The sequence below is a fragment of the Blastococcus sp. OS1-29 genome (assembly GCF_057628075.1).
The window spans coordinates 576,137-601,307 of record NZ_JBXXJK010000002.1 but is presented as its reverse complement, the minus strand read 5'-3'; the positions used below and the strand labels follow the sequence as shown (position 1 = coordinate 601,307).

Annotated in this window: 24 protein-coding genes; 4 read left to right on the top strand and 20 right to left on the bottom strand. The window is 73.6% G+C overall.

The genetic code is table 11. The features are described from left to right. Window positions 1-169: 169 nt before the first annotated feature. From kal to kdd, 5 genes are all read right to left on the bottom strand, one after another. A complete protein-coding gene (gene kal, locus AC2H4J_RS07475; RefSeq protein ID WP_487464222.1) occupies window positions 170-562 on the bottom strand; it encodes a 3-aminobutyryl-CoA ammonia lyase in 393 nt (130 codons plus the stop codon). Further along, window positions 559-1,299: a lysine 5,6-aminomutase subunit beta gene (kamE, locus tag AC2H4J_RS07470; protein WP_487464221.1), complete on the bottom strand. Its 741-nt coding sequence runs from the start codon at window positions 1,297-1,299 to the stop codon at window positions 559-561. The genes kal and kamE overlap by 4 nt, the downstream gene beginning before the upstream one ends. Further along, the gene (gene kamD / locus AC2H4J_RS07465) at window positions 1,292-2,881 is read right to left on the bottom strand and encodes a lysine 5,6-aminomutase subunit alpha (RefSeq protein WP_487464220.1); all 1,590 of its coding nucleotides are present in this window, start codon (window positions 2,879-2,881) and stop codon (window positions 1,292-1,294) included. The genes kamE and kamD overlap by 8 nt, the downstream gene beginning before the upstream one ends. Window positions 2,882-2,963: 82 nt before the next feature. Further along, a complete protein-coding gene (locus AC2H4J_RS07460; RefSeq protein ID WP_487464219.1) occupies window positions 2,964-4,481 on the bottom strand; it encodes an amidohydrolase in 1,518 nt (505 codons plus the stop codon). Further along, window positions 4,478-5,506, bottom strand: coding sequence for an L-erythro-3,5-diaminohexanoate dehydrogenase (kdd, locus tag AC2H4J_RS07455; protein WP_487464218.1), 1,029 nt, complete (start codon window positions 5,504-5,506; stop codon window positions 4,478-4,480). The genes AC2H4J_RS07460 and kdd overlap by 4 nt, the downstream gene beginning before the upstream one ends. Window positions 5,507-5,632: 126 nt before the next feature. Here kdd and AC2H4J_RS07450 point away from each other — a divergent pair, with 126 nt between their 5' ends. Both AC2H4J_RS07450 and AC2H4J_RS07445 read left to right on the top strand, forming a co-directional pair. Next, window positions 5,633-7,042 (top strand): KamA family radical SAM protein, encoded by a 1,410-nt coding sequence (locus AC2H4J_RS07450; protein WP_487464217.1) that lies wholly within the window; start codon window positions 5,633-5,635, stop codon window positions 7,040-7,042. A 51-nt stretch (window positions 7,043-7,093) separates the two neighbouring features. After that, window positions 7,094-7,618, top strand: coding sequence for a GNAT family N-acetyltransferase (locus tag AC2H4J_RS07445; protein WP_487464216.1), 525 nt, complete (start codon window positions 7,094-7,096; stop codon window positions 7,616-7,618). 3 nt (window positions 7,619-7,621) lie between these two features. On the opposite strand, the gene AC2H4J_RS07440 is transcribed toward AC2H4J_RS07445, so the two are convergent. Together AC2H4J_RS07440 and AC2H4J_RS07435 are read right to left on the bottom strand one after the other, a co-directional pair. Then, entirely contained in the window at window positions 7,622-8,479 is an 858-nt protein-coding gene (locus AC2H4J_RS07440) for a lysophospholipid acyltransferase family protein (protein ID WP_487464215.1), read from the bottom strand. A 10-nt stretch (window positions 8,480-8,489) separates the two neighbouring features. Beyond that, window positions 8,490-9,680 carry a carboxylate-amine ligase gene (locus AC2H4J_RS07435; RefSeq protein WP_487464214.1) on the bottom strand — a complete coding sequence of 397 codons (1,191 nt, stop codon included), beginning with the start codon at window positions 9,678-9,680 and terminating at the stop codon, window positions 8,490-8,492. A 274-nt stretch (window positions 9,681-9,954) separates the two neighbouring features. Here AC2H4J_RS07435 and AC2H4J_RS07430 point away from each other — a divergent pair, with 274 nt between their 5' ends. Then, complete coding sequence (locus tag AC2H4J_RS07430; protein ID WP_487464213.1) at window positions 9,955-10,800, top strand: hypothetical protein; 846 nt, start codon at window positions 9,955-9,957, stop codon at window positions 10,798-10,800. Window positions 10,801-10,806: 6 nt separating this feature from the next. Here AC2H4J_RS07430 and AC2H4J_RS07425 read toward each other — a convergent pair whose 3' ends face one another. The 5 genes from AC2H4J_RS07425 to AC2H4J_RS07405 all read right to left on the bottom strand — a co-directional run bounded on the left by AC2H4J_RS07425 (window position 10,807) and on the right by AC2H4J_RS07405 (window position 16,117). Then, entirely contained in the window at window positions 10,807-11,811 is a 1,005-nt protein-coding gene (locus tag AC2H4J_RS07425; RefSeq protein WP_487464212.1) for a hypothetical protein, read from the bottom strand. A gap of 94 nt (window positions 11,812-11,905) precedes the next feature. Then, complete coding sequence (locus tag AC2H4J_RS07420) at window positions 11,906-14,032, bottom strand: intein-containing Rv2578c family radical SAM protein (protein ID WP_487464211.1); 2,127 nt, start codon at window positions 14,030-14,032, stop codon at window positions 11,906-11,908. Between the two features lie 37 nt (window positions 14,033-14,069). Beyond that, window positions 14,070-14,492, bottom strand: coding sequence for a nitroreductase/quinone reductase family protein (locus AC2H4J_RS07415; RefSeq protein ID WP_487464210.1), 423 nt, complete (start codon window positions 14,490-14,492; stop codon window positions 14,070-14,072). Window positions 14,493-14,511: 19 nt separating this feature from the next. Then, entirely contained in the window at window positions 14,512-14,997 is a 486-nt protein-coding gene (locus tag AC2H4J_RS07410; protein WP_487464209.1) for an Lrp/AsnC family transcriptional regulator, read from the bottom strand. After that, entirely contained in the window at window positions 14,972-16,117 is a 1,146-nt protein-coding gene (locus tag AC2H4J_RS07405; protein ID WP_487464208.1) for a M24 family metallopeptidase, read from the bottom strand. Before AC2H4J_RS07405 ends, AC2H4J_RS07410 begins: the two co-directional genes overlap by 26 nt. A gap of 154 nt (window positions 16,118-16,271) precedes the next feature. Between AC2H4J_RS07405 and AC2H4J_RS07400 the strand changes: the two genes are divergently transcribed. Further along, complete coding sequence (locus tag AC2H4J_RS07400; RefSeq protein ID WP_487464359.1) at window positions 16,272-17,189, top strand: 5'-3' exonuclease; 918 nt, start codon at window positions 16,272-16,274, stop codon at window positions 17,187-17,189. A 6-nt stretch (window positions 17,190-17,195) separates the two neighbouring features. Here the strand turns inward: AC2H4J_RS07400 and AC2H4J_RS07395 are convergent, their stop codons facing one another. From AC2H4J_RS07395 to AC2H4J_RS07360, 8 genes are all read right to left on the bottom strand, one after another. Further along, window positions 17,196-17,756 (bottom strand): DUF4333 domain-containing protein, encoded by a 561-nt coding sequence (locus AC2H4J_RS07395; protein WP_487464207.1) that lies wholly within the window; start codon window positions 17,754-17,756, stop codon window positions 17,196-17,198. Between the two features lie 84 nt (window positions 17,757-17,840). Then, entirely contained in the window at window positions 17,841-20,687 is a 2,847-nt protein-coding gene (locus AC2H4J_RS07390; RefSeq protein WP_487464206.1) for a DEAD/DEAH box helicase, read from the bottom strand. A gap of 81 nt (window positions 20,688-20,768) precedes the next feature. Continuing rightward, window positions 20,769-21,653 carry a YegS/Rv2252/BmrU family lipid kinase gene (locus AC2H4J_RS07385; RefSeq protein WP_487464205.1) on the bottom strand — a complete coding sequence of 295 codons (885 nt, stop codon included), beginning with the start codon at window positions 21,651-21,653 and terminating at the stop codon, window positions 20,769-20,771. Continuing rightward, a complete protein-coding gene (gene tatC, locus AC2H4J_RS07380; protein WP_487464204.1) occupies window positions 21,653-22,552 on the bottom strand; it encodes a twin-arginine translocase subunit TatC in 900 nt (299 codons plus the stop codon). The genes AC2H4J_RS07385 and tatC overlap by 1 nt, the downstream gene beginning before the upstream one ends. 24 nt (window positions 22,553-22,576) lie before the next feature. Beyond that, window positions 22,577-22,909: a Sec-independent protein translocase subunit TatA gene (gene tatA, locus AC2H4J_RS07375; protein ID WP_487464203.1), complete on the bottom strand. Its 333-nt coding sequence runs from the start codon at window positions 22,907-22,909 to the stop codon at window positions 22,577-22,579. 78 nt (window positions 22,910-22,987) lie between these two features. After that, entirely contained in the window at window positions 22,988-23,173 is a 186-nt protein-coding gene (locus AC2H4J_RS07370; protein WP_487464202.1) for a hypothetical protein, read from the bottom strand. Between the two features lie 10 nt (window positions 23,174-23,183). After that, a complete protein-coding gene (locus AC2H4J_RS07365) occupies window positions 23,184-24,173 on the bottom strand; it encodes a helix-turn-helix transcriptional regulator (protein ID WP_487464201.1) in 990 nt (329 codons plus the stop codon). Continuing rightward, window positions 24,170-25,147, bottom strand: a complete 978-nt coding sequence (locus AC2H4J_RS07360; protein ID WP_487464200.1) for a helix-turn-helix transcriptional regulator — start codon at window positions 25,145-25,147, stop codon at window positions 24,170-24,172. The genes AC2H4J_RS07365 and AC2H4J_RS07360 overlap by 4 nt, the downstream gene beginning before the upstream one ends. Window positions 25,148-25,171 lie beyond the last annotated feature (24 nt).

Below are 25,171 nucleotides of genomic sequence, written 5' to 3'. Positions count from 1 at the left end.
CCGCCTCCCGTGCCGGCCGGGGGGCCGCACGAATCAGCCGGAGAGCACGTTCCGGTGCTCCCGATCTGGAACTGCAGCGACTGTAAGAACTGACCGCGCCCGCGTCGGTACTCCAGGTGACAACGGGAGGGACTGTGACCGGATCGTTACCTCGACTGGAGCGTCGGGGTCAGGCGGCTGCCGGCACCACGAGGGTCGCGGTGGCCTCGACGACGACGAGTGGCTCGTCCAAAACCCGGGCCGCAGACGGACCGCGCTCGGGCTCGGCCCGCGCCACGACCCGTGCGGTGCAGCGCAGCTCCCTGCTCCGACGCCCGACGCGGACGACCTCGGCGGTCGCCTCCAGTACGTCGCCCGCGCGCACCGGCCCGCGGAACGACACCTCCGAGTAGCCGGCGAGCAGCCCCTCGTCGCCGTCCATCACGATCGCGACCTCGGTCGCGACGTCGCCGAACAGACCGAGGGTGTACGCGCCGTCCACCAGCGAGCCTCCGTAGTGGGCGTGCGCGTACGGCACGTACCGGCGATGGGTCACGGTGAGGCCGAGGCGAGGGTCGGTCATGCGGGCTCCTTCACGAGTGCGTGCACGAGGTAGCTGGCGACCTCACCGGGCGTCGTCCCCCGGCCGAAGACCTTGTCGACGCCGAGGTCGGCCGCCATGGCCGGGTCGAACCGGGGTCCGCCGACGACCAGGAGCGGCCGGGACTCCCCCATCGCCTCGCGGAACGCCGCGGCGAGCTCGCGGGTGTTGCGCAGGTGCGCGTCCTTCTGGGTGACCACCTGGGACACCAGGACGGCGTCCGCGCGCGCGGCACGGGCCTTCGCCACCAGCTCGGGGACGGTCACCTGGGCGCCGAGGTTGGTCACCGCCATCTCGCGCAGGTATTCCAGGCCCTTCTCCCCCGCGAAGCCCTTCACGTTGAGGATCGCGTCGATGCCGACCGTGTGGGCGTCGGTGCCGATGCAGGCGCCGAGGACGACGAGCTTGCGGCCCAGCCCGGTGCGGATGGCGCCGTTGATCTCCGCCGAGGACAGCAGCGGGTAGGCCCGCTCCTCCACGACCACGGCGTCCAGGTCCACCAGGTGCTTCACCGAGCCGTAGACGACGAAGAACGTGTAGCCGACGTCGATGGCGTGGCTGTGCACGACCATCGCGGGCTCGATGCCCATCTTGGTGGCCAGCTGCAGGGCGGCACCCTCGGCCTTCGGACCCATGGGCACGGGCAGCGTGAACGACGTCTGCACCATCCCGTCGCCGGTGGTGTCGCCGTAGGGCCGCACGATGGAACCGTCAGGCATGCGACACCTCCTTCTCCAGGAGCTCCACGGCGGGGTTGTAGGCGTCGGGGGCGAGCTCGACGACGCCGTCCAGGCCCTTGCCGCCGTCCGCCGGCCGCTTGGTGATGCCGAACGTGCCGTCGGCGATCGCCTGGATGAGCCCCTCGGGGTGGTCGGCGATCCGGCCGAGCAGGTCGACGGCCTCGCGGAGCACGGTGTCGGCCCGGCGGTCGATGAAGCCACCCGGCGGCGGGGCGAAGTCCTCGGCGAGGTTGCCCGCGGAGTTCAGCACGTAGCGGACGTTGCGCAGGGCGAGGTCCCGGTCCGACAGCCACGGGGTGACCACGGCCTCGGTCATCATCCCGACCAGCAGGATGCCCTGACCGGTGAGCGCCCCGGCGAGGTTGAAGAAGCCGTCGAGCAGGTAGCCGCGGAACACGTCGCCGGTCATGTGCTTCGTGGGGGGCATCCACTTCAGCGGGGCGTCGGGGAACAGCGACCGGGCCAGCAGCGCGTGGGCGAGCTCCAGCCGGAAGGACTCCTCCCGGTCGGGGTCGATCTCGAAGGCGTGCCCGAGCCCGAGCTGCCAGTCCTCGAGTCCGGCCTCCTTGGCCAGCGTCTCGTTGAGCAGCTGGCTCACGGTCACGGTGTGCGCCTCGTCGACGGCGTCGGCGGTCGTGAGGTAGTTGTCCTCGCCGGTGTTGATGATGATCCCGGCGCGGGCGTGCACCATCCGGCTGAACCGCTGGTCGACGAAGGTCCGCCGGGGGTTGATGTCGCGGAAGAGGATCCCGTACATCGCGTCGTTGAGCATCATGTCCAGCCGCTCGAGCCCGGCCAGCACGGCGATCTCGGGCATGCAGAGACCGCTCGCGTAGTTGGTCAGCCGGACGTACCGGCCGAGCTCGGCGCTGACGTCGTCCAGGGCGGCCCGCATGAGCCGGAAGTTCTCCTGCGTGGCGTACGTGCCGGCGTAGCCGGTGCGGGTGGCCCCCTCCGGCACGTAGTCGAGCAGCGACTGCCCGGTCGAGCGGATGACGGCGATGACGTCGGCCCCGGCCCGCGCGGCGGCCTGCGCCTGCGGGATGTCCTCGTAGATGTCGCCGGTGGCGACGATCAGGTAGATCCACGGACGGCGTGGCGGATCCCCGTGCAGCGCGACGAGCTGCTCCCGCCGGCGGCGGTTGGCGTCGATGCGGGCGATCCCTGCCGCGACGGCGGCGTGCGCGGCGTTCCGGGCGCACTCGGCATCCGCGCCGGTCGGCACGGTGAAGCGCGCCGTCCCTGCGCCGACCTCCTCGGCCAGCGACTGGAGCGACGTCCCCCGGGCCAACGCGTGCCAGACCGGCAGCGCGACACCGGACTCCAGGCCCACCTGGTCGCGCACGGCGTCGACCACCCGGTTCACCCAGGGGACACGGTCCTCGGTGCGCCCCTCCCCCGTCACCGGGTCGGTGCCGGTCAGCCCGGCCAGCCGCAGCACCGCGCGCTCGACGGACACGGTGGTGTGCCGTTGGGCGAGGTCGACGACCGGCTGCGCGGCCCGCGCCGCGAGCTCCCGCGAGCGCGCGACGAGCGTCGGATCGAGGGTCAAGGTGCTCATGGCCGCTCCCCTCCCGGGACTTCCTGTACAGAACGTCCCTCAGCAGCTGGGACCTTCTGTACAGAAAGTCCCGAACGGTGCGTCACGTGTGGTCTCCGATCGGCGTGCCGTCGACGATCAGGAGCCGGCAGGTGGGCCGGGCCCGCTGACTTAGGACGGCGGACAGGGTGTCGGTCGTGGCCCACAGCGCCAGGTGCGCCGGGGCGCCGATTGCGAGCGGGCCGACGGGATGCTCGGCGCGTGCCGCGTACCAGCCCCCGTGGGTGGCCGCGTCGAAGGCGTCGAACGGGCGCAGGCCCGAGCCGGGCGTGCGGTGGTCGGCCGCGGCGTGCACGCCGCCCCACGGATCCAGGGGCGTGACTGGAGCGTCGCTCCCGAGGGCGAGCGCCACACCGGCGTCGGCGAACGCGGCGAACGGGTTGGTCGCGAGGGCCCGGTCGGCACCCAGCCGCTCGGCGTACATGCCGGCGTCCCCGCCCCAGGCGGCGTCGAAGGCCGGTTGCACGCTGGCGACCATGCCCAGGTCGCGCATCCGCTCGATGTCGGGCCGGTCGATCATCTCGACGTGCTCGAGCCGGTGGCGGCAGGCGCGGACGGCCGGGCGCCCGAGCTCGGCCGCGACGGTCTCGACGGCGAAGACGACCTGGGCGACGGCGGCGTCCCCGATGGCGTGGAACCCGGCCTGGACGCCGGCGAGGGTGCAGGCCCGGACGTGGTGGACGAGCTGGCCGGAGGCGAAGCGGAGGGTTCCGGACGTGTCCGGGCGGTCGGCGTAGTGGCCGTTGCCCAGCGCGGCGGTGTGCGAGCCGAACGAGCCGTCGCAGAACAGGTCTCCCCCGGCGCCGGCCAGCCCCAGCTCGCGGACGACGTCCAGCCCGCCCCGCTCGGCCAGCTCGCCCCAGAACCCGAGGACCCGCGGCCCCGGCGTCGACGCGGCCAGGTCCAGCAGCGCGGCGAGGTCGTCGGCGCCGGAGACCTCGGGGCCGGCCATCTCGTGCAGGCAGCCGATGCCGAGGGCGGCGGCCGCGGCGAGCGTCGCCCGCTGGGCGGCGCGGCGCTGATCGGGGCCGACCGCGCCGAAGGCCGCGGTCCGGGCGGCGTGGTGGGCATCGAGCCGGAGTTGGCCGTCGGGGTGGTATCCCGGCAGCTCGGTGATGCCCGGCACTGCGTCCAGCAGTGCCGTCGACACCGTCGCGGAGTGCACGTCCACCCGTGCCAGGTAGGCCGGGCGGTCGCCGACGACGGTGTCCACATCGGCGCGGGTCAGGCCGCGGCCCTCCGGCCACGACGTCTCGTCCCATCCCGTGCCGAGCACGATGCCGGACGGCGTGGCGGAGATGTGCTCCCGGATGGACGCAACGGCGTCGGCGAGGCTCAGGCTCCCGTGGAGGTCCAGCCCCCCGAGCGCCAGGCCGGTGCCGGTGGCGTGCACGTGCGCGTCGACGAAGGCCGGGGTGAGCAGCGCGCCCTCCCCCGGGATCGTCCGGTCGGCATCCGGCGCCTCGTCCGCTGCGCCCACCCAGGCGATCCGGCCGTCGGCCAGCTGGACGGCCCGCCCGGGGCGGTCGCCGATGGTGACGTCGGTGACGAGGAGGCTCATTCGGTCACTCGCGGATCGATCAGTGCGCGGACGCCGTGGTTCCGGCGATAGAGCTCCAGGGCCAGTGCCGCGTGCCCGGGCGTGTAGCCGTTGCCGATGAGCATGGTCACGTCCGCCGCCATCCCCTCCGCGCCGAGGGCCGCCGCCGGGAACGACGTGGCCATGGAGAAGAAGACCACGGTGCCGCCCTCAGCCGTGGCGAGGATCGCGCCGTGCTCGGCGCCCCGGACGTCGACGCAGACGACCGTGAGGTCGGCCGGCGTCCCCACCGCGGCGGCGACGGCGAGCGGGTCGGTGGCGTCGGCGACGACGACCCGGTCGGCGAGTCCGGAGGCGCGGAGGGCGGCCGCTTCCGCGTCGTTCCGCACCAGCCCGGTGAGCTGTCCGGCGCCGGCGGCGCGGGCCGCGGCGAGCGACAGACTGCCCGACTTCCCCGCGGCACCCAGGACGGTGACCGACCGCGCCGCCGTCCGCTCGACGACCCGGGCGGTGGTGGCCGGCGCGCCGCACACGTCCAGCAGCGCGAGGGACACCGCGTCGGGCAGGTCGTCGGGCAGCACCGCGGCGATCGAGCGGGCGAAGAGGATCGCCGTCCCCTCGGCCGGAACCTGCTCCGACCGGCCGTCCCAGCGGGCCAGCCCGTCGGTGATCCGCAGGGGGGTGAGGGTCAGGGAGACCAGCGTGGCGACCCGGTCGCCGACGGCGAGACCGAGCGGGGACTCCGGGCCGAGGGCGTCGACGGTGCCGATCAGCATGCCGCCCGAGCCGGTCACCGGGTTCTGCATCTTGCCGCGGGTGGCGACGATGTCCAGGACGGCGGCCCGCACGGCGGCGCCGTCACCGCCGCAGGACTCCGAGAGCTGCCGGAAGGATGCGGCGTCGAGGTTCAGCCGCTGGACGGCGATGCGGACCTCGTCGGGGCCGATCGCGGGGTCCGGGTCGAGCCGCACGGCGGCCTGCGGCAGAACTCCCGCGGGCTCGAGCACCCGGTGCACGCCGAGCGCCCGCTCGACCGATGCCTGCACGTCGTCTCTCCTGTCTCACTCGTTCGTTGGTGGAGAACCTAGCGCGTCAGCGCGCAATGACCGAAGATTCTCCCGTAAGGTCACCCGTGTTGCGGAGACCCGCTGCACTGGACCCGGGAGGACGTCGTGCTCGAACAGCCCTACGAGTACTCGGCTCGCGAGCTCGTCGAGCCCGACTGGCGCCGGCTGCCCGGATTCGCCGACGTGACCGACGAGCAGTGGCGCAGCGCCCAGTGGCAGCGCGTCAACTGCGTGAAGAACCTGCGCCAGCTCCGTGGTGTGTACGGCGACCTCCTCGACGAGTCGTTCTACGCCGACGTCGAGGCCGACCAGGCCGGTCGCGCCACGATGTCACTGCTGCTGCCGCCGCAGATGCTCAACACGATGGTGCCTGACGCGGTGCCGACCTCGGCCGCCATGCTCGCCGACCCGGTGCGCCGCTACATGCTCCCGGTGGCGTCCGACCGGCTGCCCGGCGCCGCGGCGAGCCACCCCTACGCGGCCCGCGACTCGCTGCACGAGCACGAGATGTGGACCGTCGAGGGGCTGACTCACCGCTACCCCACCAAGGTGCTGGCCGAGCTGCTGTCGACCTGCCCGCAGTACTGCGGCCACTGCACCCGCATGGACCTGGTGGGCAACTCCACCCCCGCCGTGCCGAAGCTGAAGTTCGAGCTCAAGCCGGTGGACCGGCAGGCGGCGATGCTCGAGTACCTGCGGGTCACGCCCGGCGTCCGGGACGTGGTCGTGTCCGGCGGCGACGTCGCGAACCTGCCGTTCAAGAACCTCGAGGCGTTCGTCGCCGGGCTGCTGGAGATCGAGTCCGTCCGCGACATCCGGCTGGCGTCCAAGGCGCTCATGGGCCTCCCGCAGCACTGGCTGCAGGAGGACGTCGTCGAGGGGATGACGCGGCTGGCGGCGACCGCACGGGCGCGGGGCGTCAACCTGGCGATCCACACCCACGTGAACGCCGCGCAGTCGGTGACGCCCCTGGTTGCCGAGGCCGCCGGCGCGATGCTCGCCGCCGGCGTGCGCGACGTCCGCAACCAGGGCGTGCTGCTCGAGGGCGTCAACGCCACCGCCGGTCAGCTCCTGGACCTGTGCTTCGCGCTGCAGGACGGCGCCTCGATCACGCCGTACTACTTCTACATGTGCGACATGATCCCCAGCGCCGAGCACTGGCGGGTCTCGCTGGCGAAGGCGCAGACGCTGCAGCACGACATCATGGGCTACCTGCCGGGCTTCGCCACCCCGCGGATCGTCTGCGACGTGCCCTACGTCGGCAAGCGCTGGGTGCACCAGGTCGCCGAGTACGACCGCGAGCGCGGCATCAGCTACTGGACGAAGAACTATCGCACCGGCATCGAGCGCACCGACGAGGACGCGCTGGACCGCCGGTACACCTACTACGACCCGATCCGCACGTTGCCGGCGAGCGGCCGGGCGTGGTGGGCACAGCGCGAGCACGACCCGGTCGCGGCCGAGGTGCGCGCCGCGTCGTCCCGGGCCGCGTCCGCCGCCGACCTGCTGGGCTGAACCCGGCGGTCCGGGTGTCCCCGGCCGCCCCGCGGGGGTAAGGCACCCGGCATGGGGGACGACGGAGGGCTGCGCACCGAGCGGCTGCGGCTGCGGGCGTGGACGGCCGCACCGGAGGATCTCGCCCGGCTGACCGACCTCTACGGGCGCGAGGAGGTCTGCCGCTGGCTGGGCGGGCCGCCGTCGGTGTCCTCCGAGGAGCTGGTCGGGCGCTGGGCGGCTGTGCAGGCCCTGGACGAGCGGTTCGGCTGCTGGGCGATCGAGCTGGCCGACGGCACCGTCGCCGGCACGGTGCTGTTCAAGCCGCTGCCCGACGGCGTCGGCGAGGTCGAGGTCGGCTGGCACCTGCACCCGGACTCGTGGCATCACGGGTACGCCACGGAGGCCGCGCGCGCGGTGATCACGCGGGGGTTCGAGGCAGGGCTGCCCGAGGTGTACGCCGTCGTCCGCCCGGGGAACGAGGCGTCGGTCGCCGTCTGCCGGCGGCTCGGCATGGCTCCGCTGGGCCGGCTGCGCCGCTGGTACGGCGTGGAGCTGGACGCGTTCCGGCTCATGGCGCCGGTGGTCGTGGAGTGACCGTCAGCGGCGGCTGATCAGGGCCTTCAGTCGGGCGACCGGCGTCGGCTTCGCCTTCTTGAGCTCCTTGCCCGCGGCGCGGATGGCGTCGTCGGCCGCCGCGGCCTCGGGGGTCGGTGCCGTGCCGCCGAGGTGCGCCGGCAGCCACCAGCGGTCGTCGGGGCCGGCCGGCTGCTGCGGGTAGCTGCGCTGCGCGTCGTCCAGGAGTTCCTCCATTGCGGCCCGCGTGCGCCGCAGGATCGACTGGGCCTTCTCCCCTGGCTCGGCGACGATCGGCTCGCCCAGGATCACCGTGACGGCGACCCCGCGGCGCAGCTGCACCTTTCCCTTGGTCGCCACCCGGTGCCCGCCCCAGACCGCCGCCGGGATGATCGGAACCCCGGACTGGACCGCCATCCGCGCCGCGCCGGCCTTGAGCTCCTTCACCGTGAAGCTCGGGCTGATGGTCGCTTCGGGGAAGACGCCGACGACCTCGCCGTCCTTCAGGGCCCGGACCGCGGCTTCGAACGCCGCCGCTCCGGCGCGCCGGTCGACGGGGATGTGCCGCATGGCGCGCATGAACCGCCCGGCGAACCAGTGGTCGAAGACCGCCGATTTCGCCATGAACCGCACCATCCGGTGCTGCGGCAGCGCGCCCAGGCCGAGGAACGTGAAGTCGAAGTAGCTCACGTGGTTGCTGCAGATGATCGCGCCGCCGGTCGTGGGCACGTGCTCGGCACCGCGGACGTCGAAGCGGAACCCGAACAGCCGGAAGATGACCAGCGCCAGCCGGATGACGAACCGGTAGGGACGGTCGCGCCGCGAAGGCGCAGGGCCGAACAGATCGGGGCGGACGACGTCGCGCCAGCTCGCCGTGTACATGGGGCGCAATCTAGCCCGCGGGGCTGGGAGCCGCCCGGTCGGCAGCGTCCGGTTCCCCGGCGGTGAGGGCGACGGCGGTGCGGACGACGGACGCGAGGTCGCCGCCGGTCTCCCGGTGGACCCGACGCTGCAGGTCGGCACCGGTGCCGCGGCGCAGGATCGCGGCGACGCCGTCGGACACCCGCTGCTCGTCGCCCGCGTCGGCCAGCGCGGGCCGGACGTGTTCGAGGAGCGCGCCGAGCACCTCGGTCGCAGGAGCGGGGCGCCCGGTGCAGGGGTGGACGAGGTCGCCCGTGATCCCGGAACGCCCGGCCCGCCACGAGGCCAGGCGCAGGAGCTGGGCGGGCACGGCGGGCGCCGGTGTGGCCGCTCGGGCCTCGCGGGCGGCGACCTCGACCAGGCCCCGGACCAGACCGGCGAGGGTGACCGCGTCCTCCACCCGGAGAGCGACGTCGGCGGTCCGGACCTCGACGGTCGGCCACTTCTCCGACAGCCGGGCGTCGAAATAGACCATGCCGGAGTCGAGCACGGTGTCGGTGGCCAGGACGCCCTCGATGAGCCGGTGGTAGGTCGCGGCGTCGGGGAAGACCTCGGTCGGCCCGGCCGACGGCCAGCGCTGCCACGTCCGTGACCGGTAGCTGGCGTAGCCGGTGTCGATGCCCTGCCAGTACGGCGAGTTGGCGGTGAGCGCCGTCAGCACGGGCAGCCAGACCCGGATCCGGTTGAGGACGGCGACGCCCTCGTCGTCGTCCTCGACGCTGACGTGGACGTGGCAGCCGCAGGTGAGCATCTCCTGGGCGGTCAGCCCGAAGGCGTCGAGCATCCGGGCGAACCGCTCCCCCTCCGTCGGGACGGGGTCCACGGCGACGGGCGAGGTCGCCAGTGCGGCGACGGAGGCCCCGACGGTGGCGGCGGCGGCCGCCGCGCGGCTCCGCCAGAAGCGCAGCTCGGTGTCGACCTCGGCCAGATTCGTGCAGACGGGAGTGCCGAGTTCGAGCTGCTGGGCCTTGAGCTCGGGCATCAGGTGCGCGGCGGACTCTCCGCCGGTCTCGCTGCCGGTGTCGTCGGCGCGGTCGTGCTCGGCGGCGGTCTCCCCCTCGCCGCGCCGCGCGGCGGCCTCCAGGGCGTCCGGGCCGAGCGGAACCGGGCGGCCGCCGGAGTCGACGACCAGGAGTTCTTCTTCCACGCCGACGGTTCGCACCCGTCCATTCTTCCCAGGGTGTTGCGGGGCCCGCCGGACGGATCGGGGCCGCCCACTCCATCGGGTCACGGCGGTCATCGATCCGTTATGCCCAAGAAAGCGACGGATCTTCTACGGGACCTGCGGTCCCGCTCCCCCCATGGTCACCTTCCGGCGCACGCGTCCGTTCCCGCGGTTGCTGCTTTGCCGCCCGGAGGGCGGCAAATGTGCGTTCTCGGCAGGAGCCGACGAAATCGCCGCGCGTTTTTGTTGGGGATAACGGTAGTATTCCGGCATGCGAGGTGGGTGGCAGCAGCCACTGCCCGACATGCCGGCTCCTCCCCCGGCGCGTGCCTGGCGTCGGTTGGACGCGCCGCCCGGGTACGAGGCGCAGTGGCGCAGGCTCGCCGACGCGGCCCTCGAGCTGGGGCTCGGCCCGGAGCAGCTGGGCGAGACCGGGCTCGACCCGCTGGCCGCCGCCCGCGGGTGGAAGCCCGCCACCGTGGCGCTGTACAGCAAGGTCGCCCGCTACGGCGGGATAGCCCTGCCGCGGGTGGCCACGCCCGAACCCGATCCGCCTGCGCTCGAGCTCCGGCCACTCACGCTGGTGCGCAACGAGGACCCGGAGCACCTGCGCGCCGTCGCCTGGTGCGCGCTCGCTCTCGCGTGGCCGGCCCCGGTGGCGGTGTTCCGCTCGCTGCGCCGGGACCAGGTGCACGTGACCGCGAGGCGGCTGCTGGTGGCGACCGACGACGGCGAGTGGTCGGTGCCCGGGGCACTCACCGCCTGGCACGCCTGGGAGACCGTCCGCGGACGATTCCCGGCGCTGGCCGACAGCCCGTGGGTGCTGCCGGCCCTCCGCCGCGGACCGGGCCTGGACTCCTCGATCGGCGGCCGGCTCTCCTCGCAGGCGCTGCAGGTCACGTTCACCAAGCACGCCCGGCGCACCGCCCAGTACCTGCGGGCCACCGCGGCGCCGTCCCGCGCCGACGCGGTCGAGGAGCTCGCCCTGGTCTACCGGGAGCTGTCCTACGACTCCTACCGGCGGCTCGCGCTGGCCGCCGGCGCGCCTCCGGTGTCACCGCGCGGAGTGGTGCGGGCGAGCCGGGCGGTCGCCCGCACCGCCCGGCTGGCCGGCTGACGGCCTCTAGGGCTGGTCGAGCGAACGCCGCCGCAGCAGGACGACGGCGCCGGCGCCCAGCAGGGCCAGGCCGGTCAGCAGCAGCCCGACCGGGGCGCCCAGGCTGTCACTGGTCAGGCGGAAGACGAGGGTCGCCAGCGCCACCGCCGCCGCGGCCGCCAGTGGCCACCGCCCGGTGCGCACGTACCCGGCCAGGCCGCCCGCCACCAGCAGGACGAGCACCGCGATGCCGATCCCCTCCTCCGGCTGCTGCCCGTAGAAGGCGGCCACGCCGCAGGTGTAGAGCGCCATGCCGAGGCCGAGCGCCAGTCCGAGCATCGGAACCGTCAACAGGGGGGTCCAGGCCAGCGCCGCCCAGGCGAGCCCCACGACGGCCAGGGTGATGAAGACCCCGGTCTCCGCGGTGTTCGCCTCGTCCAGGACGGCGCCCGCCAGCAGTCCGACGGCCGCGAGCCCGGCGACTTCGCTGACGGCACTGGGGGCCAGCCACAGGGCGACGGCCATCACGACCACGGCCGTGCTCGCGGCGAGCAGGAACGTGTGGTCCGTGGCCAGGTTGCCGACCGTTCCGGCTGCCGTGGCGGCCGCGATCGTGAGCGCGGTGCCGGCCAGGCGGCGGCGGACCGCGTGCTGCGGCCGCCGGAGGAGGGTCCGCCCCCGCGGCCGGACGAGGGCCACCGCGACGCCGACCGCGGCAAGGACCAGGGTGACCCCGGCCAGCACGGCGACCCGGCCGGGGCGGCCGAGGCTCTCCCAGTGCTGGCCGACGAGCACCGCGCCCGCCGCGCCGATGAGGACGGCGCCGGCATAGCCCGCGGCCTCGGCGAGCCGGCTGCCGGTACGGGGCGGCCCGGGTGCGGCCGGCGCAACCGGCGGGACGGTCCGGTCGAGCTCCCGGAGCAGGACCGCGGCGTGCTCCGGCGACCACCGGCCGTCGGCCTGCAGCCGGTCGAGCGCCTGCACCAGTTGCTCGCGGGTGAACGTTTCCGTCGTGCGTACGGGACCGGACATGATCGGCACCTCCTCCAGCGCACCGTAGGGCCCACAGAGGAGGCATCGGGGCATTGCCGCTCGTAGATCCCCCGGCCGTGTCCGGTGTGCCGGCTCACAGCAGTGCCAGCTGCTCCCCTGCCGCGCCGGCCGGGCCCTGGACGGGGAGTCCCGCCGACGGCAGGCTCCCGGCCGGGAAGCCGACCTCCTCGTCGCCCGGCACACCGCCGGCGACCTGCCGGGCCTCACCGCCCGACCGCCGGCCCAGGCCGTGCTGCGCGAGCAGCGGCGCCACGCGCTGAGCCAGCCAGATGCGGTACTCGGCAGGCACGTAGGCCCTCCGTGCGTAGAGCTGCTCGTACCGCGACACCAGCTCCGGATGCGCACCGGCGAGCCACGCCATGAACCACTCCCGGGCACCCGGACGTAGGTGCAGCGGGATGACGGTGACCCCGGTGGCGCCGGCTGCCGCGATCGCGGCGAGGGCGGCGTCGAGTTCGGCCACGCCGTCGGTCAGCCCGGGCAGCACAGGCGCGAGGAACACCCCGCACGGGAGGCCCGCGTCGGTCAGCGCCCGCACGAGGTCGAGCCGTGCCCGCGGGGTGGGCACGCCCGGCTCCAGGGCGTGATGCAGTTCGTCGTCCCAGATGGCCATCGAGACGCCGAGGCCGACGGGGACCTTCGTCGCGGCCTCCACCAGCAGCGGAATGTCGCGGCGGAGCAGCGTGCCCTTGGTGAGAATGGAGAACGGCGTGCCGGAGTGCGCCAGCGCGCGGATGATCCCCGGCATCAGCTTGTAGCGGCCCTCGGCCCGCTGGTACGGGTCGGTGTTGGTGCCGAGCGCGACGTGCTGGCGCTTCCACGAGGGCCGGGCCAGCTCCTTGCGCAGGACGTCGACGAGATTGGTCTTGACCACGATCTGGCTGTCGAAGTCGTGACCGGAATCGAGTTCCAGCCATTCGTGGGTCCCCCGGGCGAAGCAGTTGTGGCTGATGACGCCGTTGGCCACGAAGTCACCGGTGCCGGTCGTGATGTCGAACATGGGCATCTCGAGGCCGAGCGGCTCGATGCTCACCACCCGCAGGTCCGCGTCGCTCTTCACAGCGATTCCTTCGACCGCGCACTTCCGCCGGATCGCCGGATCCACGAGGTGCACGAACCGCATGTGCTCGCGCAGTCCCCCGCGCACCCGGAGGGTGATGATGCCGTTGGATCGGCCCGGATCCTCGCGCGCCACATCGAAGCCGAAGTCGGTCAGGGCAGCATGCGTATGCGCGAAGATCTCCCCGTTGGTGTTCGAGATCCGTAGGACGCCCCTGCTCCGACTGCCCTCCGCGTCGAAAATGCCGGCGAGAAAGCCGCGTCTCCAAGCGTTCGTCGGGGCCTGTGGCCACTCCGCCAGTTCCAGGATCCGCGCGACCGACGTGGCTGTGGACGTCCGTATCGCAGTCATCTCCCGGCGAACAGCCGTAGCCGGAGTGAAGCCGAACCAGTCCGTCGAGATGCCCTCTGCGGCGAGGTAATCGTGGGTTCTGCGGAGCCCTTCGACGTCCGCCAGAGCGAGTCTGAATCGATGGTGATCACCCTGTGAACGGGCCGCCCGCTGATAGCGGTAGACCTTGAGGTCGGCATCGCCGCGAACCATCCCTGTGAGGTAGCCCCGGCGATAGTCGCTGCACACGGCCAGCGATGCCAGAGTTCGACCGAAGCCTTGCAGTTTGTCGTTCGAGGTCAGATACGGGCGCTGATTCGGGCCGCTCATGGCGCCGGTGACGTGCTTCCAGCCCCGACCGGTGAGGAAGCGATGGTCGCCGCTGGCCACGATCTCGGTGCCGTCCGCGAGCGTGACGCGGACTGCCGCCTTCACCGTCGACCAGTGCGCGAGCACCTCGGTCGCCACGTAGTGGCGGTACGTGCCGCGCTTCTCGGTACCGATGATGCGGTCGCCGACCTGCAGGTCGGCGATCGCCCGTTGACTACCGTCGCCCATCAAGATCTGGGTTTCGCCCGACACGCAATACGTGCACGCATGACTGCATCCGCGGTACGGATTGATCGTCCACGGGAACGGCATCGCCGATTCACCGGGAACGTGGTTGAGCGCACTCTTCGACCGCACCTCGTGGAACGTCAGTCCGGGGAACTCCGGTACCTGGACACTGCGCAGCAGGCCGCGGACCGACGGCATTCCGGGCAGCGTCGTCGGCTCCTCGACGTCCAGCCGTTGTGCGTCCCACCGCATGCCATCCATCCGAACACACGTTCGAACTGATGTCCAGTCAGCCGGCGGGCTCGAGGTCGGCGCGGACCAGCGTCGCCCCGGCCGGATCGGCGGCGGCCCCGGGGACGGCCGTCCGGTACGTGGCGAGCCCGGCCGCGGCCTTCTCGGGGTCGGTGCCGCCGAGAATCACGACGGCCCGGGCGCGCAGGTGCTCGCCCGCCAGCCACAGCTCGACGTCCGCGGGCCGGCGCAGGTTGTGCCACCACGTCTTGCGGTCGGCCTGACCCACGAGCACCCACACCGTGCCGCCGTCCCGGACGTACTGGACGACGAGCTCGTGGGGCCGGCCGGTCCTCGTCCCGGTGTACCGCAGCACCATCAGGCCCCGGCCCAGCACGCGGCCGGCGGGGCCACGCAGCAGCTGCCGCAGGACCGGGTTGGCCACCCGGTTGGTGAGCCAGAACCCGCGGCCGGTCGCCATGCAGGTGACGGTAGCGGCCTCAGATCGGGGGTCGGTCCTCGTAGGAGGTGGACAGCACGACCGTCGTCCGCGTCGACACGTTGGCAGCGACGCGGATCTGGTGGAGCAGCTGCTCCAGCGCGTCCGGCGAGGCGACCCGCACCTTGAGGATGTAGCTCTCGACCCCGGCGACCGAATGGCAGGCCTCGATCGCAGTGAGATGGGCCAGCCGGGCCGGCGCGTCGTCGGGCTGCGCCACGTCGATCGGCGTGATGGAGACGAAGGCGGTCAGCGGCAGGTCGAGCGCCTTCGCGTCGAGCTTCGCGTGGTACCCGCTGATCAGCCCACGCTGCTCCAGCCGCCGCACCCGCTGGTGCACGGCCGACACCGACAACCCCACCCGCTCGGCCAGCTCGGTGTAGCTCGCCCGCCCGTCCCGCGCGAGGGCGGCCAGCAGCGCCCGGTCGACGTCGACGGCGCGGAGGCCGTCGGCGCCGGGCTCAGCCGGGGAGTTCGACGAGTTCACGGGGACCCCCGTTCAGGTTCCGGACGCCGTCGTCGGTGCAGACCACGATGTCCTCGATGCGGGCGCCGCACCGGCCGGCGAGGTAGATGCCCGGCTCCACCGAGAACGCCATCCCCGGCTCCAAGGGCAGTTCGTTGCCGGCGACGATGTAGGGCGCCTCGTGCGTGTCCAGCCCGATGCCGTGCCCGGTGCGGTGGAAGAAGTGCTCCCCCCACCCGGCGTCGTCGATCACCCGGCGGGCGGCGGCGTCGACCTCCTCGGCCGTGACCCCGGGCCGGACCGCGGCCGTCGACGCCTCCTGGGCGGCCTGGAGGACGGCGTACCACTCGGCCACGTCGGCCGGCGCCGGGCCGCCGACGACATAGGTGCGGGTGCAGTCCGACCGGTACCCCGTCGGCAGGCCGCCGCCGAGGTCGACGACGACGAGGTCGCCGGCGAGGATCGTGCGATCGGACAGCTCGTGGTGCGGGCTGGCGCCATTGGGACCGGAGCCCACGATGACGAAGTCCACGCTCACGTGGCCCTCCTCGACGATGGCCGCGGCGATGTCCGCCCCCACCTCGGCCTCGGTGCGGCCCACCTTCAGCCAGTCGGCCATACGGGCGTGCACCCGGTCGATCGCCGCACCGGCCAACGCCAGCTGCTCCACCTCGGCCGGGGACTTCACCATGCGCAGCCGGTCCACGACGGGGCTCGCGACCTCCAGCGCCGAACCGGGCAGCGCCCGCTGGACGCCGAGCGCGTGCTCGGCCCAGGAGCGGGCGCCGACGGCCACGCGGGTGGGCGCGGAGCCGAGCCGGGCGGTCGCGGTGCGGGCCAGCAGTGCGAACGGGTCGTCGGTCTCGTCCCAGGCCAGCAGCTCGAGCCCCAGTGCGCCGGCCGGACTGGCGTCGACCATCGGCGCCTCCAGCCGCGGGACGACGAGGAACGGCTCTCCCCGGCGAGGCACGGCCAGCGCCGTCAGCCGCTCCAGCGGATGCGCGGAATAGCCGCAGAGGTAGCGGAGGTCCGACCCGGGCGTGAGCACGAGCAGGTCGATGCCCTTCTCCGCGGCGATGTCGCGGGCGGCGTGCACCCGGTCGATGGTCACGAGCCCGGCCGGAAGCGAATCGGATCCCACGCGCGCAGACTAGTCAGGGCCGATGCCGTGCACCGCACACCTTCCCCCGACCGCTAGCGTCCGCAAGCGTGAGCGAGCTTGCGAGATCACGGAAATGCACAGCACGTCTCGGCACGAGACGGACGAGCGCCAGCGAGGAAGACTCGTGACGACGATGCTGCTCGACGCCGCCAGTCTGTACTTCCGGGCCTTCTACGGGGTGCCGACGAGCATCACGACACCGGACGGACGGCCGATCAACGCCGTCCGGGGCTTCCTCGACATGACCGCCCGGCTGCTCACCACCCACCGCCCCGACCGCCTCGTCGCCTGCTGGGACGACGACTGGCGCCCGGCCTTCCGCGTGGACGCGCTGCCGTCGTACAAGGCGCACCGCGTGGCCCCCGAGGGCGGCGAGGAGGTGCCCGACGAGTTGAGCCCCCAGGTGCCGGTGCTGGTCGAGGTGCTCGCCGCGGCCGGGATCGACCGCGTGGGCGCTCCGGGCTACGAGGCGGACGACGTCATCGGCACGCTGGCCACCCGCGCCCGCGGACCGGTCGACGTCGTCACCGGCGACCGCGACCTGTTCCAGCTGGTCGACGACGCGCGCGGCGTCCGCGTCCTCTACACGGCCCGCGGGATCGCCGACATCGAACTGGTCGACGAGGCGGCCGTGAGCGCCAAGTACGGCATCCCGGGGCGCGCCTACGCCGACTTCGCCGTCCTGCGCGGCGACCCGAGCGACGGGCTGCCCGGGGTTGCCGGCGTCGGCGCGAAGACCGCGGCGGCACTGATCAACGAGTTCGGCGACCTCGCCGGCATCCGCGACGCCGTGGCGCGGACCGTCGTGCCGAGGCCGCCGCTGACCGCGGCGGTCCTGAAGAAGATGCATGCGGCGTCGGCCTATCTCGACGCGGCCCCCGTCGTGGTCGCGGTGGAGTGCGCCATCGACCTGCCCGCCGTCGAGGGCACGCTCCCGACGTCACCCGCCGATCCCGACGCGCTCGCCGGGCTGGCCGCCGCGCACGGCCTGGAGTCGTCGCTCAAGCGGCTGGGCGCCGCCCTCGGCTGGCCGGAGGACGCCGTCGGCTGAGCAGGCTCAGGGCTCGGTCCACGTGTAGGCGGCGGTCCGCGGATCGGTGATGGACAGCCGCAGGGTCACCGATTCGCCGTCGGCCGTCGTCCCGGTGCACGTGTAGCTGGCGCCGGCCTCGACCTTCATGTCGCTGGGGCAGTCGAGGTCGATGGACACCCCCTCGCGCTGCTCGAACTGAGCCGCGACGTCGCGCTCCGCCGAGGCCGCGTCCAGCACGGTCGACTGCAGGGTCATCACCAGGACGGCGACCGCCGCGACGACCAGCAGCGCGACGCCGGTGAGGACCGCGATCAGGCCCACCCTCGACCGCGGCGCGGGAGGAGGCGGGCCGAACTGCCCCGGCACGCCGTAACCGGGGTACCGGGGCGGGCCGTACGGGGGCTGCTGCCCGTACTGGGGCGGCGGCCCGTACGGCGCGGGCCGGCCGTACGGCGGGGGCTGGCCGAAGGGATCCTGCGCGTACTGCGGTGGCGGTGAGCCGTACGGCGGGTCCTGCCCCCACGGCCGACCGGGCGCCGGAGGGACCGACGGGCCGTCGTCGCTGCCCTCGGGCGGATAGGTCATTCATCGCTCCCGCGTCGGTGCCGATGTCGAGGCGTCGAGATTGTGCCCCACCCCGGCCGCCCGGGGAACGCGGCGAGCCGCTCGTCAGCCACCGATGGCGACCGCGACGACCCCGCGGCGCAGCCGCCCGACGGCGCTGCGGGCCACCGACGCCACCGGCTCGTCGGCGACCTTCCCGACCTGGTCGAGCAGGTCGATGAGCTGCCGGGTCCAGCGGACGAAGTCGCCGCCGGAGAGCTCCGTCCCGGCCTGCTCGGCGCCGGCCAGCACCCGGTCGAGGCTCTGCCCGTCCGCCCACCGGTAGGCGGCCCAGGCGAAGCCCAGATCCAGATCCCGCGTGACCCGGACCCCGTGGTCGGTCTCCACGTCGTGCAGCCGCGCCCGGATGCGCCGCATCTCGCCGATCGCCGCCGCCACCTTGCCGGCCGGGACGGCGGGCAGTGCCGGGTTGTCCCGCCGCGCCTCGAACACCACGGTGGAGGCAGCCGCGGCCAGCTCCGCGGGCGTGAGTCCCCGCCACGTCCCGGCGCGCAGGCACTCGGCGACCAGCAGATCGGCCTCCGACCAGATGCGGGCGAGGCGCCGTCCGTCGTCGGTCACCACGGGCACGTCGTCGGTGGCGACCACGACCTCCGTGTCGGCCGGCACCAGGGGGGCCACTTCGGGCACGAGGTAGCCGAGCTCCTCGAGGACGTCGCAGGTCGAGTCGAACTGGCGGGTCAGCGAGCCGGTCCGCTCCGCCATCTTGTGCTGGAGCGCGTCGGCCTCCCGGACCGCACGCAGCCAGCGCTCGGCGACCCGCACCCGCTCCTCGCGGTCGGGCAGCTCGTGCACCGGGTGGGCGCGCAGCGCGCGGCGGAGGTCGTCGAGCACCGGGTCGTCCGACGCGGCCGACCGGTGCTTGACCTTGCGCGCGCCCAGGTCGTTCTCGAGGCGGGCGTTGCGCAGGGTCGAGGCCAGGTCGCGGCGGGCGTGCGGGCTGCGGTGGTTGAAGTTCTTCGGCACCCGCACCCGGGCCAGGGCGCTCACCGGCGTCGGGAAGTCGATGGGGCCCAGCCGGCCGGCCCACTTGTCCTCGGTGAGCACCAGCGGCCGGGGGTCGGCCAGGTCGGTGATCCCCGCGTCCAGCACGACGGCCAGCCCCTGCCGTCGTCCGGACGGCACCCGGATGACGTCACCCGGCCGCAGGGCGGCCAGCGCCTCGGCGGCTTCGATCCGCCGCTTGGCCTGCGAGTCACGGGACAGCTCCTTCTCCCGGTCGCTGATCTGCCGGCGCAGCTCCGCGTACTGGCCGACGTCCCCGCGGTCGGAGTGCATCTCGACGGCGAAGCGGGCCGCCTCCTGCTCGTGCCGGGCCGCTGCCCGCGCCAGGCCGACGACCGAGCGGTCGGCCTGGAACTGGGCGAACGACGACGCGAGGAGCTCCCGGGCGCGCGCCCGGCCGAAGGAGCTGACCAGGTTGACCGCCATGTTGTAGCTCGGCCGGAACGACGACTTCAGCGGGAACGTGCGCGTGCTCGCCAGCCCGGCCACCGTCGCGGGGTCGACCCCGGGCGCCCACACCACGACGGCGTGACCCTCGACGTCGATGCCGCGACGGCCCGCCCGGCCGGTGAGCTGGGTGTACTCCCCCGGCGTCACGTCGACGTGCGCCTCGCCGTTCCACTTGACCAGCCGCTCGAGGACGACGCTGCGGGCGGGCATGTTGATGCCCAGCGCCAGGGTCTCGGTGGCGAACACCGCCTTCACGAGGCCCCGGACGAAGCACTCCTCCACCGTCTCCTTGAACGCGGGCACCAGGCCGGCGTGGTGGGCGGCGAGCCCGGCGAGCAGGCCCTCGCGCCACTCCCAGAAGCCCAGGACGTGCAGGTCCTCCTCCGGCAGCGAGCCGGTGCGCCGGTCGATGATCTCGGCGATCTCGGCCCGCTCGCCCTCGTCGGTGAGCCGCAGACCGGCGAGCAGGCATTGGCGGACGGCGGCGTCGCAGCCGTTGCGGCTGAAGACGAAGGTGATCGCCGGCAGCAGGCCGGCGGAGTCGAGGCGGGTGACGATCTCCGACCTCGACGGCGCCCGGTACCGCGGGCGGTAGTTGTCGTCGCGCCGGGAGCTGCGCGGTCCGCCGCCGTGCCAGGAGTCGAGCCGCCGCTCGTGCTCGCGGACGTAGCGCACCAGTTCGGGATCGACCACGGAGGCGCCGCGCTCCCGGGTGGACTGGCTGCGGGCGGTGTCGCCCTGCTCCCCCGCGTGGGCGGCCGGCCGCAGGGAGAACAGGTCGAAGACGCGGTTGCCGACCAGCATGTGCTGCCACAGCGGCACCGGCCGCACCTCGCTGACGACGACCTTCGTGTGGCCGCGGACCGTGACCAGCCAGTCGGCGAACTCCTCGGCGTTGCTGACCGTCGCCGACAGCGAGACGAGGGTGACCGACTGCGGCAGGTGGATGATCACCTCCTCCCAGACCGCGCCGCGGAACCGGTCGGCGAGGTAGTGGACCTCGTCCATGACCACGTAGCCGAGCCCGGCGATGGCCGGGGAGTCGGCGTAGAGCATGTTGCGCAGCACTTCGGTGGTCATCACGACCACGGGCGCGTCGCCGTTGACCGCGTTGTCGCCGGTGAGCAGGCCGACCTGCTTCTGGCCGTACCGCTCGACCAGGTCGACGTACTTCTGGTTGGAGAGAGCCTTGATCGGCGTGGTGTAGAACGCCTTGCGGCCCTCGGCCAGAGCCTTGTGGATCGCGAACTCGCCGACGACGGTCTTGCCCGCGCCGGTCGGCGCGCAGACCAGGACTCCCGACCCCTCGTCCAGCGCCTCGCAGGCCTCGACCTGGAACGGGTCGAGGGTGAACCCCAGCTCGGCGGTGAAGTCCGACAGCGCGGGGTGCGCGGTCCGCCGCCGGGCGGCGGCATACCGCTCAGCGGGGCTGGACATGCCCCGAGATTAGTCAAAGGACCCCCTGCCCCCCACCGCTCGCAAGCTCGCGGCGGGACCCTGCAGGGGGCCGACCGACGATCAGCGGCGGACGCCGACGACCTGCAGGGCGCCCGGGACGCACTCGGTGACGGCGGGCAGCGGCAGCACCCGCTCGCCGTCGGCGTAGGTGGTGACGCCGGGGCTCGACAGTTCCACCCGCGCCGCGCGGTGCACGCTGATCAACGGGTGCGTGACGTGCGTGCCGTCGGACAGCCGTGGCTTCGTCCGCACGAGCTCCAGCCGGCTGACCGCCCCGACCACGGTGACGTCGAAGAGCCCGTCGGTGGCGTCGGCTGCCGGGCAGATCTTCATCCCGCCGCCGTACCACGGGGTGTTGCCGACCGCGACCATCGTCACCGGCAGCGTCTGCGACTCGCCGTCCAGGACCATGGTCAGCTCGATCGGCTTGAGCCGGGCCAGCTCGGCGAGGACGGCCACGTCGTACCGGCGCCGTCCCTTCGGCCAGCGCAGCCGGTTGGCCCGGTCGGAGACCGCCGAGTCGAAGCCGCAGCACAGCACGGTGACCCACCAGCGGTGGCCGGTGCGGCCGGCATCGATCGCGGTCGAGGTGCCGGCCGCGAGGTCCTCGGCAGCGGCGCGCGCCGCGGCGAGTGCGTCGCCGGGGATGCCCACGGCACGGACGAGGTCGTTGCCGGTGCCCGTGGGCACCACCGCCAGCGCGGCCCCAGTGCCCGCGACGGCCTGCACGGCCGTGTGCACCGTGCCGTCCCCGCCCACCGCGACGACCGCGCCGGCCCCGGCGGCGACGGCGTCGGCCGCCTGCATCTCCGCCTCCCCGGCCGTCGTCGCGGACAGCAGCCGCGGCGAGAGACCGGCCGCCCGGAAGGCGTCGAGGACGTCGTCGGTGAGCACGCGGGCCCGGCCGCGACCTGCCGTGGGGCTGACGAGGACGGCGACCTGCATCAACGGGTGGTCGTCGGGTCGTAGGCGTCGTCCAGCGAGGAGGGCTGCGCGTCGAGCGGCGAGGCCTCGTCGTCCCCGACGTCGTGGAAGCCCTCGACGGCCTCCCGGCGGGCGCGCCGCTTGTCCACCACCCGGGCGATCTGGATGGCGCCCTCGAACAGCGCGATCATCGGCCCGGCCATCAGCAGCATGGTGAACGGGTCCTGGGTCGGGGTGATGAACGCGGCGAACACCAGGGTGAGAAAGAAGATCCAGCGTCGGCTCTTCGCGAGCACGGAGTACGGCAGGACGCCGACCAGGTTCAGCGCGACCGCGACGAGCGGCACCTCGAAGCTCACACCGAACGCGACCAGCAGCGACAGCACGAATCCGATGTAGTCCTGGGCCGTGAGGGCGATGACGACCCCGTCACCGGCGAGGGACAGCAGCAGCTGCAACCCCTTGGCCAGGGAGATGTAGGCGAGCACGGCGCCGGCTGCGAACAGGAACGTCGAGACGGCGACGAACCCGATCCCGTAGCGCTTCTCGTTCCGCTTCAGGCCCGGGGTGATGAACGCCCAGAGCTGGTAGAGCCAGAACGGGGCGGAGAGGACGGCGCCGGCGAGGAAGGCCACCTTGAGGCGGATGAACACGCCGCCGAACACGTCGGTGATGAGCAGCCCGCAGCCGTTCTTGTCACCGCCGTAGCGCAGGCCCGCCGGCAGGTTGCAGTACGGCGCCCGGATGAACTCACCGAGGCCGTGGTCGTACCACCAGAACGCGATCGCGGTGGCGACCAGCAGCGCCAGGAGCGCCTTCGCGATGCGATTGCGCAGCTCGGTGAGGTGCGCGATCAGCGACATGGTCGCCTCGGCGTCGCGAGGTGGACGCCGTCGCCGCCGCCGGCTCGGCTGGGTCACCGTGGTGCGCCTCGAGGGGGTGGATCAGTGGGTGCCGTCGGCGGCGCGGCTCTGCTCGGCGCGGGCGCGGAGCTCGGCGGCACGGGCCTCGGCCAGCCGCGCCTCCTCCTCGAGGCTCGCGGTGAGGTCACCGGAGGCCGACGAGGCGGTGGGGGCGACGATCTCGCCCTTGACCGACGTCTGGGCGGCGTCCTTGGTGCGGACGTCGTCGTCCTTCATGCCCTTCATCTCGCCCTTGAAGATGCGCAGCGAGCGGCCGAGCGAGCGCGAGGCGTCGGGGAGCTTCTTGTAGCCGCCGAAGATGAGCAGGGCGACCACGAGGATGATCAGCAGCTCCGGTACGCCGAGTCCGGCCATGACATGTCCTCCTGGTGGGTCGGGCACCGGCGATGCTACGCCGGAGGGCGCGCGGTTCCGGTGCCGCGCGCGGATCGGTCAGTCGTTCGAGGACGCGCGGGCCGCCGTGGCCTGAGCGCGTTCGATCAGCGGTCGCACGTCGCGCTCGGCCGCCGCGAGCTCCCGGCCCAGCCGGCCGGCCGCGCCGAGCACGCCGAACCCGATCGCCCCGAGGACGACGAGGGCGAGGACCACGACGACGATCCACACGATCAGCAGCAACACGGCAGGGACCCTAACCGGCCGGGCTGGCAGCAGGCTGTGGGTCGACCCCGTAGCGGTCGAGAGCCGCCCGGGCGTCGGCGGCGATCTCGGCGGCCAGCCCGGCCGGCTCGTCGACCCGGGCCTCGCCGCCGAGGGAGGCGACCAGCCGCCGCGCCCACGCGAGGTCCGCGGTGTGCACGGTGACGGCGAGGCCACCGTCCGCGAGCGGCGTGGGCTCGTCGACCGGGTAGTAGTCGGCGACCCAGCGGGCGCCGCGGGACAACCGCAGCCGCACCGCCGGCGTCTCCGGGTCGGGCCGGTAGACACCGTTCTCCACGTCGCGCTCCTGCGCCTGCGGGGGTGGGGCGGCCCGCTCGTCGAGGACGGCGACGTCGTCCACGCGGTCGAGCCGGAACAGCCGCACCCCCTCGGCGCGGCGGCACCAGGCCTCCAGGTACCACTTGCCGTCGACCAGCAGCAGCCGCATCGGGTCGACCGTGCGCTCGGTGCGCTCGTCGCGGGTGGGCACGTAGTAGTGCAGGTGCAGCGCGCGCTTGCGCTCCAGCCCGTCCCGGACGACGGCGAGCGCCTCCTCGCGGGCGTCGACGCTGACCGCGACCGGCGTGACCCGGTCCGCCGCGTGGCCCGCGGCCGCCGAGACCTTGGCGAGTGCCCGGCTGACCGCCTCCCGCTCGGCCAGCCCGGGCAGCTCCAGCAGGGTCTTCAGGGCGACGACCAGGGCGACGGCCTCGTCGGTGGTCAGGCGCAGCGGGCGCCCCATGCCGGCGGTGAACGTGACCCGCACCCGATCGCCCTCGAACGAGAGGTCGATCAGGTCACCGGGGCCGTAGCCGGGCAGCCCGCACATCCAGAGCAGCTCGAGGTCGCTGCGCAGCTGCCGCTCGTTGACGCCGAAGTCGCGGGCGGCCTCGGCGACCCGGACGCCCTCCGGCCGCGCGGTCAGGTACGGGACGAGCGCGAGCAGGCGGGTGACGCGGTCGGGGGTGCTCGTGGGGGTCACGACGACGCCCCCATCGCGGCCAGGCGGGTGAGCCGGGAGATCACGGCGTCGCGCACCGCGGCCGGGGCCTCCACGACGACGTCGGCGCCGTAGGAGGCGAGCTCGTCGGCCAGCCGGCCGGGCTCGGTGGTGCGCAGCTCGAGGCGGTCGTCACCGTCGTCCGCCGCGCCCAGGGGGGTCGCGAACCGGCGGAGGCCGACGGCGGTGCCCGGGCGCGCTCGGACGACGACGAGGTGCTCCTCTCCCCCGACCTGCCCGGCGACGACGTCGGCGAGGTCGACGTCGTCCGGGGGCTCGAAGGCGCCGGCCGGACCGGTGGCCTTCGGGGTGCCGACGACGCGGGACAGCCGGAAGACCCGTTCAGCCTTTCGGTCGAGGTCGAGACCCACGAGGTACCAGCGGCCGTGCCAGGCGACGACGCCCCAGGGCTGGACGTGCCGGCGGGCGGGCACGTCCTCGTCGGGACGTCGGTAGTCGAAGGTGAGTTCCCGGCGGTCGCGGGCGGCGGCGTAGCAGGGCTCGAACGCGGGTTCGCCGGCGTCCAGGCGCGGCTGGAGCGGGATGGACCGGGAGGAGTCGACCTCGACGCCGGCCGCCTTGAGCTTGACCAGGGCGCTGTGCGCGGCGCCGGCCAATTGAGCGGACTCCCACAGGCGCAGCGCGAGGCCGACGGCAGCCGCCTCCTCGCCGGTCAGCCGGATCTCGGGCAGCTCGTAGTCGGCGCGCGCGATCCGGTAGCCGTCCTCGGTGTCGAAGGCGCTGGTGCGGCCGGTCTCCAGCGGCACGCCCATCTCGCGCAGCTCGGCCTTGTCCCGCTCGAACATGCGCTTGAACGCCTCGTCGGCGCGGTCGGAGCCGTCGTCTGCCTCGTAACCCGGCACGGTCGCGCGGATCCGGGCGGCCGTCACGTACTGGCGGGTGCTGAGCAGGGCGATGACCAGGTTGACGAGTCGCTCTGCCCGCTTCGCCGCCATGCGGCTCAGGCTAGTCAGCCGCTG